This is a genomic window from Micromonospora siamensis (genome assembly GCF_900090305.1).
Classification (GTDB): domain Bacteria; phylum Actinomycetota; class Actinomycetes; order Mycobacteriales; family Micromonosporaceae; genus Micromonospora; species Micromonospora siamensis.
The window spans coordinates 162,761-178,475 of the sequence record NZ_LT607751.1 but is presented as its reverse complement, the minus strand read 5'-3'; the positions used below and the strand labels follow the sequence as shown (position 1 = coordinate 178,475).

The window sequence follows — 15,715 nt, the reverse complement described above, 5'->3', positions numbered from 1 at the left end:
ACCGGGCGGGCGGGCTCAGCGGCGGGCGAGCAGGCCCCGGGGACGGATGGAGCGGACCGGCTCCGCGGCGCCGCCCTCGGCGCGCAGGATGTGGTTGGCCGCCACGATCCCGGTGGCCGCCGAGCGTTCCATCAGCGCGCTCGGGAACTCCGTGCGGATGCCGTCGCCGGCCAGATAGAGCCCGTCGGCCTCGGTGCGTACCCCCGGTCGCCAGCCGTCGCTGCCCGGCGTGAACGCCGGCGCCTGCGCCTCCACCCGGGCGCGCAGCTCGCGGACCCGCAGCTCCGCCACCTCCGGCCAGAGCCCGACCAGCTCGGCCCGCATCCGTTCGGCCAGCTCCTCGGCCGGCACGTCCGGCTCGCAGGCGTACGCGTGCAGCTCCACCACCGAGCCACCGGTGCGCTCGGCCCAGCGGCGGGACTCGTTCTCCAGCCGGTGGTAGAGGGTCACCGAGTCGAGGGTGGCCTGCCGGGACACCCCGCTGAACACCGCCCGGTCGGAGCGGACGTCCCCGTCCATCCAGTACCGGGCCACCGCGTACGGCGGACCGGCCGTGCCGAACGCGGACATCCGCTCCACCAGCTGCGGCGTGGCCCCGGCGAGCACCGGCGAGGCGCCGACCAGCCGGGCCAGCGCGGGCGGGTCGACGGCGAGCACCACGTGCCCGGCCGGGTACGACGTGCCGTCGCCGGTGGTCACCTGCCAGCCGCCGGGGGTGCGGTCCAGCCGGGTGGCCGGGGCGCCGGTCAGCACCCGGCCGCCGTGCGCCTCGACGTGCCGGCGCAGCGGCCCCCAGATCGCCGTGGCGTAGTCCTCGTCCGGGCAGTCGAAGGCCAGCCCCTCCGGGTTGCCCAGCAGATAGAAGTGGAACTGGGCGATCATCTCCGCCGCCGACATCTCCGCCTCGTGGTTGAAGAACGAGTGGGAGAAGACCTCGAAGAGCATCGCCCGCGCCCGGTCCGGCAGCCGCAGCGAGGTGAGCAGCTCGTCCGCGGTGGTGTCGTCGAACTCGGCGTACGTGCGTTCGGGGTGGTAGGTGAGCAGCGGCAGCGCGGCGTCCCGGTCCATCGACCGCAGGTCGGCCAGGCGCAGGCTGGGACTGCGCAGCAGCAGCGCCAGCAGGTTGAACGGCGGCGCCGGCGGCAGCTTGCCGAACTCCTCGGTCGGCCACTGCCCGGACAGGATCGGATAGCCGGGGATCGGCTTGAGGAAGCCCAGCTTCGGGTCGACCCGGCGCAGAATGGAGCGCCAGTTGTAGTACTGCCGGAAGAACGCGTGGAAGCCGTGCTCGTTCATCTGGTCGCCGTCGGGCAGCGCCGCCGGCCACGCGCCGAGCCGACCGCCGAGGGTGGGCGCCGCCTCCAGCACCGTCACCCGGACGCCCCGCTCGACCAGCACCACCGCCGCCGACATGCCGGCGATGCCACCGCCGACCACCACCGCCTCCACCGGGTGCGGCACCCGGGGGGCGCCACCACCGCCCGGGTCCACCACCCGCTCCCGTACGCCGATGAGCCGACCGACCACCTGGGACAGCGTCATGTGCACCCTTCCACCCGACCGAGCCACCAGTCTGCCGCACCTCAGGGCAGGCAGCGGCGGGGGCGGTCGGAGGCGGGCCAGACGTACTCCACGTCGGGCGGGACGTCACCGAACAGCGGCCGGTAGTGCTCGGGCGCCTTGCGGACCAGCGACGACCGGTGGCTCAGGTGCAGGTCCTCGCGACCCAGCCAGGGCGGCAGCTCACCGGCCTCGGCCAGCTCGGCCTGGCCGCGGATCCGGGTCAGGCCGCAGGCGGTGGCCAGGTCGGTGGTCATGGTGGCGGCGCAGGTGTCCGCCCGGCCCGGCTCGGACCAGACCGCGCAGACGTCCAACCCGTACCGGACCAGCGCCTCCTCGTAGCCGGCCCACATCTTCACCGCCGGATGGTTGCGCCAGCCGTAGTCCGGCCGGGTCAACCCGCGCAGCACCTGGATGGTCTCCACCCGTTGCTTGCCCAGCCGCTTCTGGTCCAGCGTCCGGGCGCTGGCCAGGAAGTCCGGGTACGGGAGGAACGTCTGCATGGCGGTGATCTACCCGCCGTGCCGGGGGACATGCGTCATGATCGCGGGGGCTGCGCGTACCGCGAGCGGCTGACTACCATCCGGGCATGGCCGAACCCCTGCGCGACCGGGCCCGCCGCGCGACCGGCTGGCGGCTGCGTGGCAACGGCGACCCCCGCCCGCACTACGTGGTCTGCGGTTCCGACCCGCTGGCCTACTGGGTGGTCCGGGCGCTGCTCGGCAGCGGTTCGTCCGCCGGCCGGATCCGGGTCACCCTGGTGGTGCCGGAGCGCCGCCGCTCGGAGGGGCCGGACGGGCGGGACCTCCAGGGCATCGAGGTGGTCCGGGCCGACCGGCTCGACGAGTCCACCTTCCGCCGGGCCGGGCTGGCCGGGGCGGACGGCCTGGCCCTGCTGCGCCAGGACGACGTGGGCAACATGCACGCCACGCTCTGCGCCCAGGAGGTCGAACCCCGGCTGCGCCTGGTGGTACGCATGTTCAACACCAGCCTCGCCAACGGCCTGCGGCAGCTCTTCCCCGACTCGGCGGTCCTCTCCGACGCCTCGATGGCCGCGCCGGCCTTCGTGGCCGCCGCCCTCGGTGAGGTCGCCCCCACCCACTTCCGGCACGCCGGCCGCACCCTCTACGTGGCCCGGCGCGCCGACGTACGCCCCGACGACGTCGTCTGCGGCCTGGCCGTCACCACGGACCCCGACCTGATCCGGGTCCTGCCGGCGGACGAGGAGTCCGCCGACGTGGTGCTCGCCGAGGCGACCGGCCAGCCGGCCGGCACCGAGCTGGCGGCCCGCCGCCTGGTCCGGGCCCGGCGCCGCCGGCGGCCGTTCGCCGTGCTGGTCCGGGCGGTACGCAGTTTCGCCACCCGCAAGATCGGCATCGCCGTGCTGCTGCTGCTCGGGGTGATCGCCACCCTGGGCTGGCTCAACGCCCGGGCCGCGCACGTCGACTGGGCCGACGCGCTCTATCTCACCCTGGTCACCACGCTCAGCGGCCAGGACCCGGACCTGGCCAAGCCGGTCGCCGCCCAGGTGATGCAGGTGGTGCTCAACCTGGCCGGACTGGCGCTGATCCCACTGATCACCGCCGCGGTGGTCGACGGCATCGTCAACGCCCGGCTGGCGCTGCACTCCGGCCGGATCCAACCGGACCGGACCGGCCACGTGGTGGTGGTCGGCCTGGGCAACATCGGCACCCGGGTGATGGCCCAGCTGCACGACTTCGGCGTCGAGGTGGTGGCCATCGACCGCGACCCGGACGCCCGGGGCGCGGCGCTGGCCCACCGGCTCGGCGTTCCGTTGATCGTCGGCGACGCCGGGTTGGAGGAGACGCTGCGCGCGGCCTCCGTGGCCACCTGCCAGGCGCTGGTGGTGGTCTCCACCGACGACGGCACCAACCTGCGCGCCGCGCTGAACGCCCGCGCCATCGACGCCGACCTGCCGGTGGTGCTGCGGCTCTTCGACGGCGACTTCGCCGAACGGATCCAGAAGGCCTTCGGCATCGGCATCTCCCGCAGCGTGTCGTACCTGGCCGCGCCGGCCTTCGCGGTGGCGCTGCTGGACCGCGCGGTGGTCGCCACCATCCCGGTCGGCCGGCACGCGTTGCTGGTCACCGAGGTGCCGGTGGTGGCCGGCTCACCGCTGGACGGCCGCCCGCTCGCCGCGGTCGCCCGCCCCGGGGAGGTACGCCTGCTCGCCCACAGCCGCCCCGGCCGCAAGGCCGACTGGTCCACCGATCCGCGGGTGGTGATCCAGGCGGGGGACCGGCTGACCGTGGTGGCCCGCCGGGCCGGGCTGAGCGCCCTGCTCCGGGAGACCACTCCGCTGCCGCCGCCCGTCCCGCCGGCGCCTCGGGAGGCGCCCGAGTGAGGGTCAGCGGGTGGTGGGGCGCAGGCGGTGGCGCAGGGCGTACCCGGCCGTGCCGAGGGCGAGCACGGCGAACCCGGCGAGCGTGCTGCTCACCGGCAGGCTGACCGCCAGCGCCACGCAACCGACCAGCCCCAGCGCCGCGAGCAGCTGCACCGGCAGCTTCCGGCCCGGCTCCCGGCCCAAAGTGAGCGCCGAGGCGTTGGCGATCGCGTAGTAGACCAGCACCGTGCAGCTGGAGAAGCCGATCGCGCCGCGTACGTCGCCGAGCGCCACCACCACGATCACCACGGCGGCCACCGCCAGCTCCGCCCGGTGCGGCACCTGGTACCGGGGGTGCACGGCGGCCAGCGCCCCGGGCAGGTCGCGGCGGCGGGCCATCGCCAGGGTGGTCCGGCCCACCCCGGCCAGCAGGGAGAGCAGCACCCCGACCACGGCCACGGTGGCGCCGGCCCGGACCAGCCAGGCCAGGCCGGGCAGCCCGGCGGCGGTGACCACCTCGGCCAGCGGGGCGCTGGCGGCGGCCAGCCGCTGCTCGCCGAGCACCCCGAGGGCGACCACGGCCAGGGTCAGATAGATCGCCAGCACGATGCCCAGCGCCAGCGGCACCGCCCGGGGGATGGTCCGCTCCGGCTCGCGTACCTCCTCGCCCAGGGTGGCGATCCGGGCGTACCCGGCGAAGGCGAAGAAGAGCAGCCCGGCGGCGGTGAGCACCCCCCGGTCGCCGGTCCGGGCGAGCCCGTCCAGCTGGTCCACGGCGACGTGCGGCGCGCCGGTCACCGCGACGACGGCCAGCACGGTGAGCGTCACCGTCACCAAGACGCGGGTGGCGAGCGCGGTCCTTCCGATGCCGCGCACGTTCACCGCGGTCACCGCCACCACGGCCGCCGCCGCCACCTCCCGGGCCCGCCCCGGCCAGGCGTACGCGCCGATGGTCAGCGCCATCGCCGCGCAGCTCGCCGTCTTGCCGACCACGAAGCCCCAACCGGCGAGGAAACCGGCGAACGGGCTGAGTCTTTCCCGGCCGTACACGTAGGTGCCGCCGGACTCGGGGTAGCGGGCGGCCAGCCGCGCGGAGCTGGTCGCGTTGCAGAAGGCGACGAAGCCGGCCACGGCCACCGCGAGCAGCAGCCCGCCGCCACCGGCCGCCGCCGCGGCCGGGGCGAAGACCACGAAGACCCCCGCGCCGAGCATGGAACCGAGCCCGATGACCACCGCGTCGGCCAGGCCCAACCGGCGCGCGAGTCGATCCACAGGGCAACCCTAGGGGTACGACATGAACGGCCGGTCGTGTTCGCGCAGCCGGCCGGGCAACGGCAGGTCGTCCCAGGGCATTCGGCGCAGCAACCGGTCGAGCAGGAAGCCGAGGGCCAGGCCGGCCACCGAGTCGGTCAACCAGTGCCAGCCGAGGTATATGGTGGTGCAGAAGACCACCAGCGGCGGCACCACCCGGATTCCGGTGACCACCCCCGGTGGCATCCGGCGGCCGTAGGTGGCCAGCAGGGGCGCCAGCAGCAGGGCGATCACGCCGTACCAGACGATGGCGTTGGCGACGTGCCCCGACGGGTACGACTGGGCGTAGCTGACCGGCAGGTCGTGCTGGAACAGCGGCAGCGTCCGCTCCGGCGGCAGGAAGGGTTCCTTGCTGCTGGCGCTGGGCGCCGGCCGGGCGGTCCACACCTTGAGCGGGCCGATGGTGAGGTAGGTGAGCACGAACGCGGTGACCGGGGGCAGTAGCGGGCGCACCGAGCGCAGCCGGACGGCCAGCAGCACGCCGAGGCCCGCGGCGATCAGCGTCAGCGGGGTGCCCTGGCCCAGGTAGTTCAGGGTCATCGCGGTCCACCGGGCGGCCGTGGGCCGGTGCGCGTCCGCCCAGTCGGCGACCGCCCGGTCGATCCCGAAGAGCTGGTGGGCGGCGAGCGCGACGGTGAGCGCGACGAGGACGACGATCAGCAGCGCGTCGGGCCACCAACCGGGCGGGCGGACCGCCCGGAGTCGGACGTTCCGTCGTACCGTCGTGGGCTCCCGCACCCGGACCACGCTACCGGCCGGCGGCGACGGCACGGCTTCGGTGGCTGTGTGCCGAACCACGAAGGGAAGCGTTCGGCGGGGACAGCCGTCACACTTGTCCCCGTGCGGATCACCTCTGCCCTCGTGGACCCGGCGCTGCTCGACCTTCCGTGGTCGACCCCGCTGGAGGAGTGGCCTGCCCAGCATTTGGTGGCCCTGCCCCAGGGCATCTCCCGGCACATCGTCCGGTTCGTCCGGCTCGGCGACTTCGTGTACGCGTTCAAGGAGACCCGGGAGCGGATCGCCGAGCGGGAGTACGACCTGCTGCGGGCGCTGGAGCGGATCGACTTCCCCTCGGTGGAGGGGGTGGCGATCGTCGCCGACCGGCAGACCGACGACGGGGAGCCGCTGGAGTCGGTGCTCATCACCCGGCACCTCCAGTTCTCGCTGCCCTACCGGGCGCTCTTCTCGCACACGCTGCGCCCGGAGACCATGGGCCGGCTGCTCGACGCGCTGGCCGCGCTGCTGGTGCGGATGCACCTGACCGGCTTCTTCTGGGGTGACTGCTCGCTGTCCAACACCCTGTTCCGGCGGGACGCCGGGGCGTTCGCCGCCTATCTGGTGGACGCCGAGACGGGAGCGTTGTACAACTCCCTCTCCAACGGGCAGCGCGGCGAGGACCTGGAGATCGCCCGGGTGAACATCTTCGGCGAGGCGCTGGACCTCCAGGCCGCCGGGCTGCTGCACGAGTCGATCGACCCGGAGGTGGTCTGCGAGGAGGTCGTGCAGCGCTACGAGCGGCTCTGGCACGAGATCACCTACGAGCAGCAGATCGAGCGGGAGGCCCGGCACGACGTCGAGGGCCGGATCCGCCGCCTCAACGACCTGGGCTTCGACGTGGCCGAGGTGGCCATGTCGACGGTCGACAACGGGCGTTACCTGATCCGTCCCAAGGTGGTCGACGCCGGCTACCACACCCGGCGGCTGCTCCGGCTGACCGGCCTGGACGCCGAGGAGAACCAGGCCCGCCGGCTCCTCAACGACCTGGACGCGTACCGGGTGGAGAGCGACCTGACCGACGAGCAGCAGGCGGCGCACCGCTGGCTGACCGAGGTGTTCGAGCCGGTGGTCCGGGCGGTGCCGGCGCACCTGCGCCGCAAGCTGGAGCCGCAGGAGCTCTTCGCGCAGATCATCGAGCACAAGTGGCTGCTCTCCGAGCGGGCCGGCCGGGATCTGGGGATGGGCCCCGCCGTGCAGTCGTTCCTCTCCGAGGTGCTGGTGCACCGCCCCGACGAGCAGGCCGTCCTCGGCGTCGAGGTCCCCACCGTCGGCTGACGGCTTCCCTCTCGCGGGCTGCCCACTGGTCGCTTCGCTGGTTGCTCACCCGCGCGCTTCCGCGGCGGCTCGCCTCCGGGGAGTGGCTTCGCCGCCCTACAGACTTGAGAGCGCAGGCGACTCAGACCGCCACGGCCTGTCCGTCGCGCCGTCGGGTGCCGGACGCCGTGCCAAAGCCTGAGTCGTTGGTGCTCTCAAGTCTGTAGCGCGCTGGGAGAGGGTCGGGCCGTCACGTACGCGGTCGGGGCCAGGCCAGGGTCGGGCCACGCCGGGCCAGGCCGGGACGGGGTCGGGTCACTCCACCCAGGCGCCGCCGCGCATCACCCGGACCACGTTCAGGTCGTCGTCGAGGACCACCAGGTCGGCGCGGAGACCCACCTGGAGCGCACCGACCCGGTCGCCGAGGCCGATCGCCCGGGCCGGGGTGGTGGCCACCATCCGGACGGCGTCAGCGATCGGGATGCCCGCCGTGACGGCGTGCCGCAGGGCGGCGTCCATGGTGAGGGTGCTGCCGGCGATCGCGCCGTCGCGGGCCAGCCGGGCCACTCCGTCGGTCACGGTGACGGCCTGGCCACCCAGCTCGTACTCGCCGTCGGGCATGCCGGCGGCGGCCATCGCGTCGGTGATCAGGGCGGCCCGCTCCGGACCGGCCGTGGTGGTGGCGAAGGTCAGCATCCCGTCGTGCAGGTGCACCCCGTCGGCGACCAGCTCGCAGACCACGTTCGGCGCCTCCAGCAGCGCCACCACCGGGCCGGGCTCGCGGTGGTGCAGCGGGCGCATGCCGTTGAACAGGTGGGTGGCGACGCTCGCGCCGGCCGCCACCGCGGCGCGGGTCTGGTCGTACGTGGCGTCGGTGTGGCCGACGGCGGCGACCACCCGGTGCGCGGTGAGCAGCTTGATCGCCTCCTCCGCGCCGTCCCGCTCGGGGGCGAGGGTGACCATGCGTACCGCGCCGCCGCCCAGCTCGACCAGCTCGCCCAGCTCCTCGGTGGACGGGTCGCGCAGGAACTCCGGGTTCTGCGCGCCGCAGCGCGCCGCCGACAGGTACGGCCCTTCGAAGTGGACGCCGGCCAGCACCCCCTCGCGGACCAGCGGCGCGAACGCCGAGGTGGCCTGGCGCATCAGCTCGAACGGGGAGCTGACCAGGCTGGCCAGCAGGCTGGTGGTGCCGTGCCCGAGGTGGAACGCGGCGGCTCGGCGCGCGGACTCGGCGTCACCGGTGGTGAAGGTGTGGCCGCCACCGCCGTGGGTGTGCATGTCCACGAAGCCCGGCACGATCCAGTGCCCGTCGCGCACCGACGGGTACTCGGCGACGGCGGTGATCCGGTCGCCGGTCAGCTCCACGCAACCCTGCCGGATCACTCCGGTCGGGGTCACCACCTTGCCGTTCACCCGCAGGGTCATTCCGTCTCCAGGTCGTTCGGGGCCGGCCCGGCGTCGAGGGCCGACAGGTGGTCGAGGGCCGGCACAGCGTCGCGGGTCGGCGCGGTGTCGAGGGTCGGCCGGGCGTCGAGGGCGAGCAGGGCGGCGCCCAGGCAACCCGCCTCGTCGCCGAGGGCCGCCGACACGAGCCGTGGCTCCCGGTGGAAGGTGAGTCGCTCCTTCAGCGCCACCCGCAGCGGGTCGAACAGCTGCGGGCCGGCCTGCGCCAGCCCGCCGCCGAGCACCATCGTGGTCACGTCGAAGAGCGCCTGCCCGGTGGCCAGGCCGTCGGCGAGCGCCTCGACCGCCTCCTGCCAGACCTGGCCGGCCAGCGGCTCGCCGGCCGCCGCCCGCTCGGCCACCCCGGCCGCCGTCACCGGAGTGCCGGTCGGCTCGACTGCGGCGCTCCCGGCATCGGTGGGGTCGACGGCGACCGGGCCGGCGAGTTCGGCGTAGCGGCGGGCGATCGCCGAGGCCGAGGCGACCGCCTCCAGGCAGCCGGGGCGGCCGCAGCCGCAGCGCGGGCCGTCGGGGCGTACCAGGATGTGGCCGATCTCCCCGGCGGCGCCGTGCGCGCCGGTGGCCGCGACGCCGTCGACCACGTGGGTGGCGGCGATGCCGGTGCCGATCGCCACGAAGAGGACGTGGCCGGCGCCGCGCCCGGCGCCGAGCCGGGCCTCCGCCAGGCCACCGGCCCGCACGTCGTGGCCGAGCACCGTGGGCAGGCCGGTCCGCGTCCGGACCAGGTCCCGCAGCGGTACGTCCCGGAAGCCGACGTTCGACGACCAGACCGCCACCCCGGCGGCCGGGTCCACCACCCCGGGCACCACGACGCCGCAGGCCACCGGGGTGAGCCCGGCGCGGCGGGCCCGTTCGGTCAGCCCTTCGGCGACGGTCAGCACCGTCTCGACCACGGCGGCCGCGCCGCGCCCGGCGCCGGTGGGGTGCCGTTCGGTGTGCGCCACGGTGCCGTCCGGGCGGACCAGGGCGCATTTCATCCCGGTCCCGCCGACGTCCAGCGCGACGACGACGTCGGCCGCCGTCACCGCACCGGTCACGCCAGCACCACGGAACGGCTGAGGTGCCGGGGCGCGTCCGGGTCCAGGCCGCGGCTGGTGGCCAGGGCGACCGCGAAGCGCTGGGCGAGGATCAGGTCGGCCATCGGGTCGACCGGGGTACGCCCGGCCGCCCAACTGGTCAGCACGGTGCGGCAGCCGTGGGTACGGCTGTGCACGAACGCCGCCCCGGTCGCCGCCACGTCCTCGGGCAGCCCCTCGGGCAGCGGCCCGAACGCCCAGACCAGCCGGCCCGGGGCGCCGATCGAGATCGGACCGTGCCGGTAGTCCATCGCCGGGTACGCCTCGGCCCAGAAGGTGGCCGCCTCCCGGCACTTCAGCGCGGCCTCCTGGGCCAGCCCGACCGTCCAGCCCCGGCCGAGGAAGGTGGCCTGCTCGATCCGGGTGGGGTCGATCGGCAGCGGGGCGCGGACGGCCACCTCCGCGTCGGCGGCCAGCGCCTCGACGTTCTGCCCGAGTTGGGCACGGAGCAGGGCCAGCGCGGTGGTGGCGAAGCGGGTCTGGACCACGGCCCGCTCGTCGGCGAAGGGCAGGGTGACGGCGGCGTCGGCGAGCGCGACGGCGGGGGAGTCGGGGTCACCGACGATGACTGTGGTGGGCACCTGGCCGCGCAGCGCGGTGATCAGGTCCAGCACCTCGGTGGTGGTGCCGGAGCGGGTGATCGCCACCAGCCGGTCGTAGCGGCGGCCGGTGGGGAACTCGCTGGCCTGGAAGGCGTCGGTCTCGCCGTGCCCGGCCTCTTCGCGCAGTCCCGCGTACGCCATGGCCATGAACCACGACGTGCCGCAACCGACCACGGCTACCCGCTCGCCGCGGGCCGGGAGGCGGTCGGCGACCGAGCCGACGAGCTTCGCCGCCTCGCGCCAGCAGTCGGGTTGGCTCGCGATCTCCGCGTGCACGTGGGCCATGGGAACTCCTCGCCGGCGGGTGTTCTGCGCATTACGGCTCGTTTGAGCCGTCTTTCGCGCGTTATTCTGCGTGAACCAGGGTGACTCTGGCAACAACCCCCTCGATCGCGCAGAACAGGGTTTTGCGCCCTCCGAGTTTCGCGCACTACTGTGCACGCAATCAATCACCGTTCGTGCAGAGTCAGTGGAGGTTCCCGGTGGACCGGTACGCCAGATGGAACGCCCTGCTCGAGATGCTCACCGACAGCGGACGGGTCACCGTCGAGGAGGCCGCGGAGCGACTGGACGTCTCCCAGGCGACCATCCGGCGCGACTTCGACCAGCTCGCCCAGCAGCAGATGATCACGCGTACCCGGGGTGGCGCGGTCGCCAACGGCGTCTCGTACGACCTTCCGCTGCGCTACAAGACGGCCAAGCACTCGGCCGAGAAGCAGCGGATCGGCGCGGCCGCCGCCGCCCTGGTCACGCCGGGGACGGTGGTGGGCCTCAACGGCGGCACCACCAGCACGGAGGTGGCCCGCGCCCTGGCCGTCCGCCCCGACCTGAACACCAGCGCCGAGGGCGCCCAGCTGACCGTGGTCACCAACGCGCTCAACATCGCCAACGAGCTGCTGGTCCGGTCCCGGATGAAGGTGGTCGTGGCCGGCGGGGTGGTGCGCCCGAAGTCCTTCGAGCTGGTCGGCCCGCTCGGCGGCGCGCTGCTGCGCGAGGTCACCCTGGACGTCGCCCTGCTCGGTGTGGACGCGATAGACCCGCAGCTCGGCGCCGCCGCCCACCACGAGGGGGAGGCGGCGATGAACAACCTGATGGTGGCCCGGGCCAAGCGGGTGGTGATCATCGCGGACTCGTCCAAGCTGGGCGGCCACGCCTTCGCCCGGATCTGCCCGGTGGACCGGGTGCAGACCCTGGTGACCGACTCCGGTGCCGCGCCCGAGGTGGTCGCGGCCTTCCGCGCCGCCGGTGTGCAGGTCGTCTGCGCCTGACGCCTGGGGGCGAAAAAAACAGCCGAACCGCTGATGCATACCGGGTATTGCGGGGCACTGCATACCCAGTATGGTGGCGGGCGTCATCCACACCATCGGGGGAGGCGCAGCTTGTCGGCTGTCCTGGAGATCGAAGGTCTGCGCAAGACCTACAAGAGCCGTCGGCGCGGCACCCGCAACGCGCTCGACGGATTCGACATGCGGGTGGAGGCCGGCCAGGTGCACGGCTTCCTGGGGCCGAACGGCTCCGGCAAGACCACCACCCTGCGTACGCTGCTCGGCCTCATCCGACCCGACGGCGGCCGGATGAGCGTGCTCGGCCACCAGGTGCCGGCCGCCCTGCCGCAGGTCGCCGGCCAGATCGGCGCCATCGTGGAGAGCCCGCAGTTCTTCCCGCACTTCACCGCCCGGGACACCCTGGAGCTGCTGGCCGGGGCGGGCGAGGTGCCTCGCCACCGGGTCGACGAGGTGCTGGAGCTGGTCGGTCTGCGGGACCGGGCCGGCGAGCGGGTCAAGACGTACTCGTTGGGCATGAAGCAGCGCCTCGCGGTCGCGTCGGCGCTGCTCAAGGACCCGAAGCTGCTCATCCTGGACGAGCCCGCCAACGGCCTCGACCCGGGCGGCATCCGGGAGATGCGCACCCTGGTCCGCGACCTGGCCGCCAACGGGATGACCGTGCTGCTCTCCAGCCACATCCTCGGCGAGATCCAGCTCATCTGCGACGCGGTCACCATCATCTCGCTGGGCCGCCGGGTCGCCTTCGGCCCGGTGGACGAGGTGCTCGCCCAGCACTCCCACGGTGTGGTCCGGGTCCGGCTGGAGGCGGTCACCGACCTGCCCACCGCCGCCGACCTGCTGGACCGTGGCGGTATCCGGGTCACCGCCCAGCCGGACCACCTGATGCTCACCGGCGTCGACAAGCCGGCCGTGGTCAGCCGGCTCCTCGCCGACCAGGGCCTGTACGTCAGCGAACTCGCGCCGGTCGCCGTCGACCTGGAGAGCGTCTTCCTCGAACTGACCGCCACCGCGCCGGTGCCCGGCCAGCACCGGCAGGTCGACCAGTCCACGAAGGTCGGCGACCCGGAGGCCGCCAGGGGAGGGTGGGGCGCGTGAGCCTCTATCGGACCGAGCTGCGCCGGCTCGGCAAGCGGCGTTTCACCCGGTACATGGCCCTGCTCGGCCTGCTGGTGCTGGGAGCCATCGTCGCCAGCGCCTTCGTCACCAACCAGAAGATCGGCGCCGAGCAGGTCGCCGCCGCCGAACGGGCCACCCAGGCCCACTACCAGGAGGCGGTGCGGGACACCGACCGGTTCCGCGCCGAGTGCGAGAAGGCCAAGGCGGCCGGCGAGGCGCCCGGCGAGCGGGGCTTCCCGGACGACTGCTCCCAGATCAGCCCGCCGCCGCCGGAGGCGTTCGACCCGAAGTGGTCGCTGCCGCCGACGTTCCGGTTCCACGACGACTTCGCGCAGACCCTGGAGACCTTCGCGGCGCTGCTGGCGGTGGTCGGCTTCGTGGTTGGCGCCTCGTACGTCGGGGCCGAGTGGAACACCGGCGGCATGATGAACCTGCTGCTGTGGCGGCCGAAGCGGCTCACCGTGCTGCTGACCAAGCTGGCGGCGCTGCTCAGCGCGACTGCCGTGACCACCGTGCTGGCGGTCGCCCTCTGGACCGTGGCGTTCTGGTTGATCGGGCACTTCCGAGGGACGACCACCGAGATGGCCGCGGGAGTGTGGCGGTCGTTCGGGCTGACCGAGCTGCGCGCGGTGGCGCTGGTGCTGGCGGTCACGGCGGTCGGCTTCGCGGTGGCCTCGCTCGGGCGGCACACCGCCTTCGCGCTCGGCGGGGCGATGGCCTTCTTCGTGGTGGCCCAGTTCGGGCTGGGCATCGTGCTGCGGCTGGCCGGGGTCGCCTTCCCGGACGCCTGGCTGCTGCCCACCTACGGGCTGGCCTGGATGCGCAAGGAGGTCACGCTGGAGGACTACGACGCGTGCAACGCCAGCCCGTCGGGGAACTGCCTGCCGGACAAGCTGACCATCGACTGGCAGCAGTCGTCGGTGCTGATCGTCGTCGGGCTGGTGCTCGCGCTCGGCGCGGCGCTCTGGACGATGCGCCGGCGCGACGTCGCCTGAGTCGTCACGGGCGGCCCCGGGACGTTCCGGGGCCGCCCGTGGCGTCCGCTGCGTTCCTGGTCGGCCCTGGTTAGGCTGTGGGTCCCCGGTCCCACCCGCCTGCGAGGAGAGCGCCATGTCCGCCGACGCCTCCGCGGCCGCCACCGGCCGGCCCGAGCCGTCCCCGGCGGCCGGCACGCCGGGACGCGACGGTGCGCCGGTCATTCCGCCCCCGCGCCCCGCACCCGAGGCGGAGTCGACCCCCGAGGTCGAGCCGGAGGGCACCCCGACCGGGACACCCGCCGTCGGTCCCGCCGGGCTCACCGAGCGGGAACGGCGGATCCTCGACTTCGAGCAGCAGTGGTGGCGGCACGCCGGCGCCAAGGAGCAGGCCGTCCGGGAGACCTTCGGCCTCTCCGCCACCCGCTACTACCAGCTGCTCAACGGCCTGTTGGACAATCCAGCCGCGCTGGCCGCCGAGCCGGTGCTGATCGCCCGGCTGCGCCGGTTGCGCTCGTCGCGGGCGCGCAACCGGCGGCGCTGACCGCTCAGCGCTTCTCGTACATCTGCAGGCCGTTGCCGATGGCGAAGAACGTCGGCGCCCACTCGCCGATGAAGATGCCCCAGCGGTCCGCCCGGGCCACGCCGGCCCGCTCCAGGTGCTTGGAGAGGAACCAGCTGGTGAACGAGAGGCCGATGCTGGCGAACCCGGCAAAGTACATGTGTTCCGACTTCAGTCCCGACTCGTGCAACCGTGCCAACATGCGATCCCCCTGTCGCCGTAGTACCGCTCCGCCGGCGCCGTGCCGGGCCGGCGAGCCCACCACTGCCGACGCTACCGTCGGCGTCCGTGCGGCGACGGCGAGTTGGCCGGATGGCCGGCATGTCCCGGGTACGGCCGGGTAGGTGGGCGGCGACGGAGGGAGTACGCGGATGGGGGCACCGGACCGGCGGTACGCGATCGGGAGCCGGCCGGCGTGGCCGGCGGGGGCGGCGCCGACGATGCGGGTGAGTTCCGCCTCGGCGGCGGCTCCGGGCCGGCCGGAGAACGAGGACCTGGTGTTCCGGTTCGGGCCGCTGGTCGGCGTGCTCGACGGGGCGACGGTGCCGGAGGGCTTCGACACGGGCTGCGTGCACGGCCCGTCCTGGTACGTCCGGCACCTGGCGGCCCGGATCGGGCTGGCGCAGGCGTCCCGGCCGGCGGCGACGCTGATGAGCAACCTGGCGGCGGCGATCCTCGCCGTGCGCGCCGACCACGACGGCCGGTGCGACCTGGACCATCCCGGTACCCCGTCGTCGACGGTCTGCCTGCTCCGGGAGGGCGGCGACCAGGTGGACTACCTGGTGCTCTGCGACTCCCCGCTGGTGCTGGAGACCGATGCGGAGGTGCGGGTGGTCACCGACGACCGGCTGGACGCGACCGCCGCCGAGCTGCGCCGGATGATGGCCGACCTACCGGCGGACGCGGCCGACCGGGCCACCCGGTTCCGGCTGGTGGTCACCGCCCAGCGGGAGCGGATGAACCGGACCCACGGCTACTGGGTGGCGGCGTCCGACCCGGACGCGGCGTACCACGCGGTGACCGGGACGCTGCCGTTGCGCGGGGTGGGCGCGCTGCGCCGGGCCGTGCTGCTCAGCGACGGCGCCTCCTGCGCGGTGGAGCAGTTCGGCCTCTTCGGCTGGCCGGGTCTGCTCGACCTGGTGACGACCGAGGGGCCGGAGGCGCTGATCGGCCGGGTCCGGGCGGCCGAGCGGGACCACGCCGACCGGCTGCGCCGGTTCAAGCGGGCCGACGACGCGTCGGTGGTGCTCTGCCAGTTCGGCTGAGCGGTCTGCAGCCCGCGCAGTCCCGTCGACAGGACCACGGAGCGTGATGCGGAACACCTCGGTGGCACGACCGGCCGAGACCTCCCGACGGACCGGCAGTACCGGGGCAAAGGGCTGGACTGAG

Annotated in this window: 15 protein-coding genes; 7 read left to right on the top strand and 8 right to left on the bottom strand. The window is 74.2% G+C overall.

The window, feature by feature from the left end; translation table 11 throughout:
* Positions 1-15: 15 nt before the first annotated feature.
* Together GA0074704_RS00790 and GA0074704_RS00785 are read right to left on the bottom strand one after the other, a co-directional pair.
* A complete protein-coding gene (locus GA0074704_RS00790; RefSeq protein ID WP_088968709.1) occupies positions 16-1,542 on the bottom strand; it encodes a hydroxysqualene dehydroxylase in 1,527 nt (508 codons plus the stop codon).
* Between the two features lie 41 nt (positions 1,543-1,583).
* On the bottom strand, positions 1,584-2,063 hold the full coding sequence (locus tag GA0074704_RS00785) for an MSMEG_6728 family protein (protein WP_088968708.1): 480 nt from the start codon (positions 2,061-2,063) through the stop codon (positions 1,584-1,586).
* Positions 2,064-2,149: 86 nt separating this feature from the next.
* Between GA0074704_RS00785 and GA0074704_RS00780 the strand changes: the two genes are divergently transcribed.
* Positions 2,150-3,925 carry a potassium channel protein gene (locus tag GA0074704_RS00780; RefSeq protein WP_088968707.1) on the top strand — a complete coding sequence of 592 codons (1,776 nt, stop codon included), beginning with the start codon at positions 2,150-2,152 and terminating at the stop codon, positions 3,923-3,925.
* A gap of 3 nt (positions 3,926-3,928) precedes the next feature.
* Here GA0074704_RS00780 and GA0074704_RS00775 read toward each other — a convergent pair whose 3' ends face one another.
* Together GA0074704_RS00775 and GA0074704_RS00770 are read right to left on the bottom strand one after the other, a co-directional pair.
* Positions 3,929-5,176, bottom strand: a complete 1,248-nt coding sequence (locus GA0074704_RS00775) for an APC family permease (protein ID WP_088968706.1) — start codon at positions 5,174-5,176, stop codon at positions 3,929-3,931.
* 9 nt (positions 5,177-5,185) lie between these two features.
* Positions 5,186-6,013, bottom strand: a complete 828-nt coding sequence (locus tag GA0074704_RS00770) for a phosphatase PAP2 family protein (protein ID WP_172880305.1) — start codon at positions 6,011-6,013, stop codon at positions 5,186-5,188.
* On the opposite strand from GA0074704_RS00770, the gene GA0074704_RS00765 reads away from it, so the two are divergent.
* Entirely contained in the window at positions 6,002-7,267 is a 1,266-nt protein-coding gene (locus tag GA0074704_RS00765; protein WP_172880302.1) for a DUF4032 domain-containing protein, read from the top strand. The genes GA0074704_RS00770 and GA0074704_RS00765 overlap by 12 nt on opposite strands.
* 294 nt (positions 7,268-7,561) lie before the next feature.
* Here the strand turns inward: GA0074704_RS00765 and nagA are convergent, their stop codons facing one another.
* Genes nagA through GA0074704_RS00750 form a run of 3 tightly spaced genes read right to left on the bottom strand, consistent with a single transcriptional unit; the run spans position 7,562 to position 10,673 of the window.
* Entirely contained in the window at positions 7,562-8,671 is a 1,110-nt protein-coding gene (nagA, locus tag GA0074704_RS00760; protein ID WP_088968704.1) for an N-acetylglucosamine-6-phosphate deacetylase, read from the bottom strand.
* A complete protein-coding gene (locus tag GA0074704_RS00755) occupies positions 8,668-9,735 on the bottom strand; it encodes an ROK family protein (protein WP_088973358.1) in 1,068 nt (355 codons plus the stop codon). Before GA0074704_RS00755 ends, nagA begins: the two co-directional genes overlap by 4 nt.
* Before the next feature lie 8 nt (positions 9,736-9,743).
* Positions 9,744-10,673 carry an SIS domain-containing protein gene (locus GA0074704_RS00750; protein ID WP_088968703.1) on the bottom strand — a complete coding sequence of 310 codons (930 nt, stop codon included), beginning with the start codon at positions 10,671-10,673 and terminating at the stop codon, positions 9,744-9,746.
* 197 nt (positions 10,674-10,870) lie between these two features.
* Here GA0074704_RS00750 and GA0074704_RS00745 point away from each other — a divergent pair, with 197 nt between their 5' ends.
* From GA0074704_RS00745 to GA0074704_RS00730, 4 genes are all read left to right on the top strand, one after another.
* On the top strand, positions 10,871-11,656 hold the full coding sequence (locus GA0074704_RS00745; protein WP_088968702.1) for a DeoR/GlpR family DNA-binding transcription regulator: 786 nt from the start codon (positions 10,871-10,873) through the stop codon (positions 11,654-11,656).
* 138 nt (positions 11,657-11,794) lie between these two features.
* Positions 11,795-12,769: an ABC transporter ATP-binding protein gene (locus GA0074704_RS00740; RefSeq protein ID WP_269458922.1), complete on the top strand. Its 975-nt coding sequence runs from the start codon at positions 11,795-11,797 to the stop codon at positions 12,767-12,769.
* Positions 12,766-13,785 carry an ABC transporter permease subunit gene (locus GA0074704_RS00735; protein ID WP_088973357.1) on the top strand — a complete coding sequence of 340 codons (1,020 nt, stop codon included), beginning with the start codon at positions 12,766-12,768 and terminating at the stop codon, positions 13,783-13,785. The genes GA0074704_RS00740 and GA0074704_RS00735 overlap by 4 nt, the downstream gene beginning before the upstream one ends.
* A 115-nt stretch (positions 13,786-13,900) precedes the next feature.
* Positions 13,901-14,308, top strand: a complete 408-nt coding sequence (locus GA0074704_RS00730) for a DUF3263 domain-containing protein (protein WP_088968700.1) — start codon at positions 13,901-13,903, stop codon at positions 14,306-14,308.
* Between the two features lie 4 nt (positions 14,309-14,312).
* Here GA0074704_RS00730 and GA0074704_RS00725 read toward each other — a convergent pair whose 3' ends face one another.
* Positions 14,313-14,528 carry a hypothetical protein gene (locus GA0074704_RS00725; protein ID WP_088968699.1) on the bottom strand — a complete coding sequence of 72 codons (216 nt, stop codon included), beginning with the start codon at positions 14,526-14,528 and terminating at the stop codon, positions 14,313-14,315.
* 169 nt (positions 14,529-14,697) lie between these two features.
* On the opposite strand from GA0074704_RS00725, the gene GA0074704_RS00720 reads away from it, so the two are divergent.
* Positions 14,698-15,591, top strand: a complete 894-nt coding sequence (locus GA0074704_RS00720) for a hypothetical protein (RefSeq protein WP_088968698.1) — start codon at positions 14,698-14,700, stop codon at positions 15,589-15,591.
* Positions 15,592-15,715: the final 124 nt, after the last annotated feature.

Bases quoted from the DNA above. Each gene is read 5' to 3' on its own strand.
- GA0074704_RS00790 (WP_088968709.1), bottom strand. From the start codon at position 1,542: ATGACGCTGTCCCAGGTGGTCGGTCGGCTCATCGGCGTACGGGAGCGG.
- GA0074704_RS00785 (WP_088968708.1), bottom strand. From the start codon at position 2,063: ATGCAGACGTTCCTCCCGTACCCGGACTTCCTGGCCAGCGCCCGGACG.
- GA0074704_RS00780 (WP_088968707.1), top strand. From the start codon at position 2,150: ATGGCCGAACCCCTGCGCGACCGGGCCCGCCGCGCGACCGGCTGGCGG.
- nagA (WP_088968704.1), bottom strand. From the start codon at position 8,671: ATGACCCTGCGGGTGAACGGCAAGGTGGTGACCCCGACCGGAGTGATC.
- GA0074704_RS00750 (WP_088968703.1), bottom strand. From the start codon at position 10,673: ATGGCCCACGTGCACGCGGAGATCGCGAGCCAACCCGACTGCTGGCGC.
- GA0074704_RS00730 (WP_088968700.1), top strand. From the start codon at position 13,901: ATGTCCGCCGACGCCTCCGCGGCCGCCACCGGCCGGCCCGAGCCGTCC.
- GA0074704_RS00725 (WP_088968699.1), bottom strand. From the start codon at position 14,528: ATGTTGGCACGGTTGCACGAGTCGGGACTGAAGTCGGAACACATGTAC.
- GA0074704_RS00720 (WP_088968698.1), top strand. From the start codon at position 14,698: ATGGGGGCACCGGACCGGCGGTACGCGATCGGGAGCCGGCCGGCGTGG.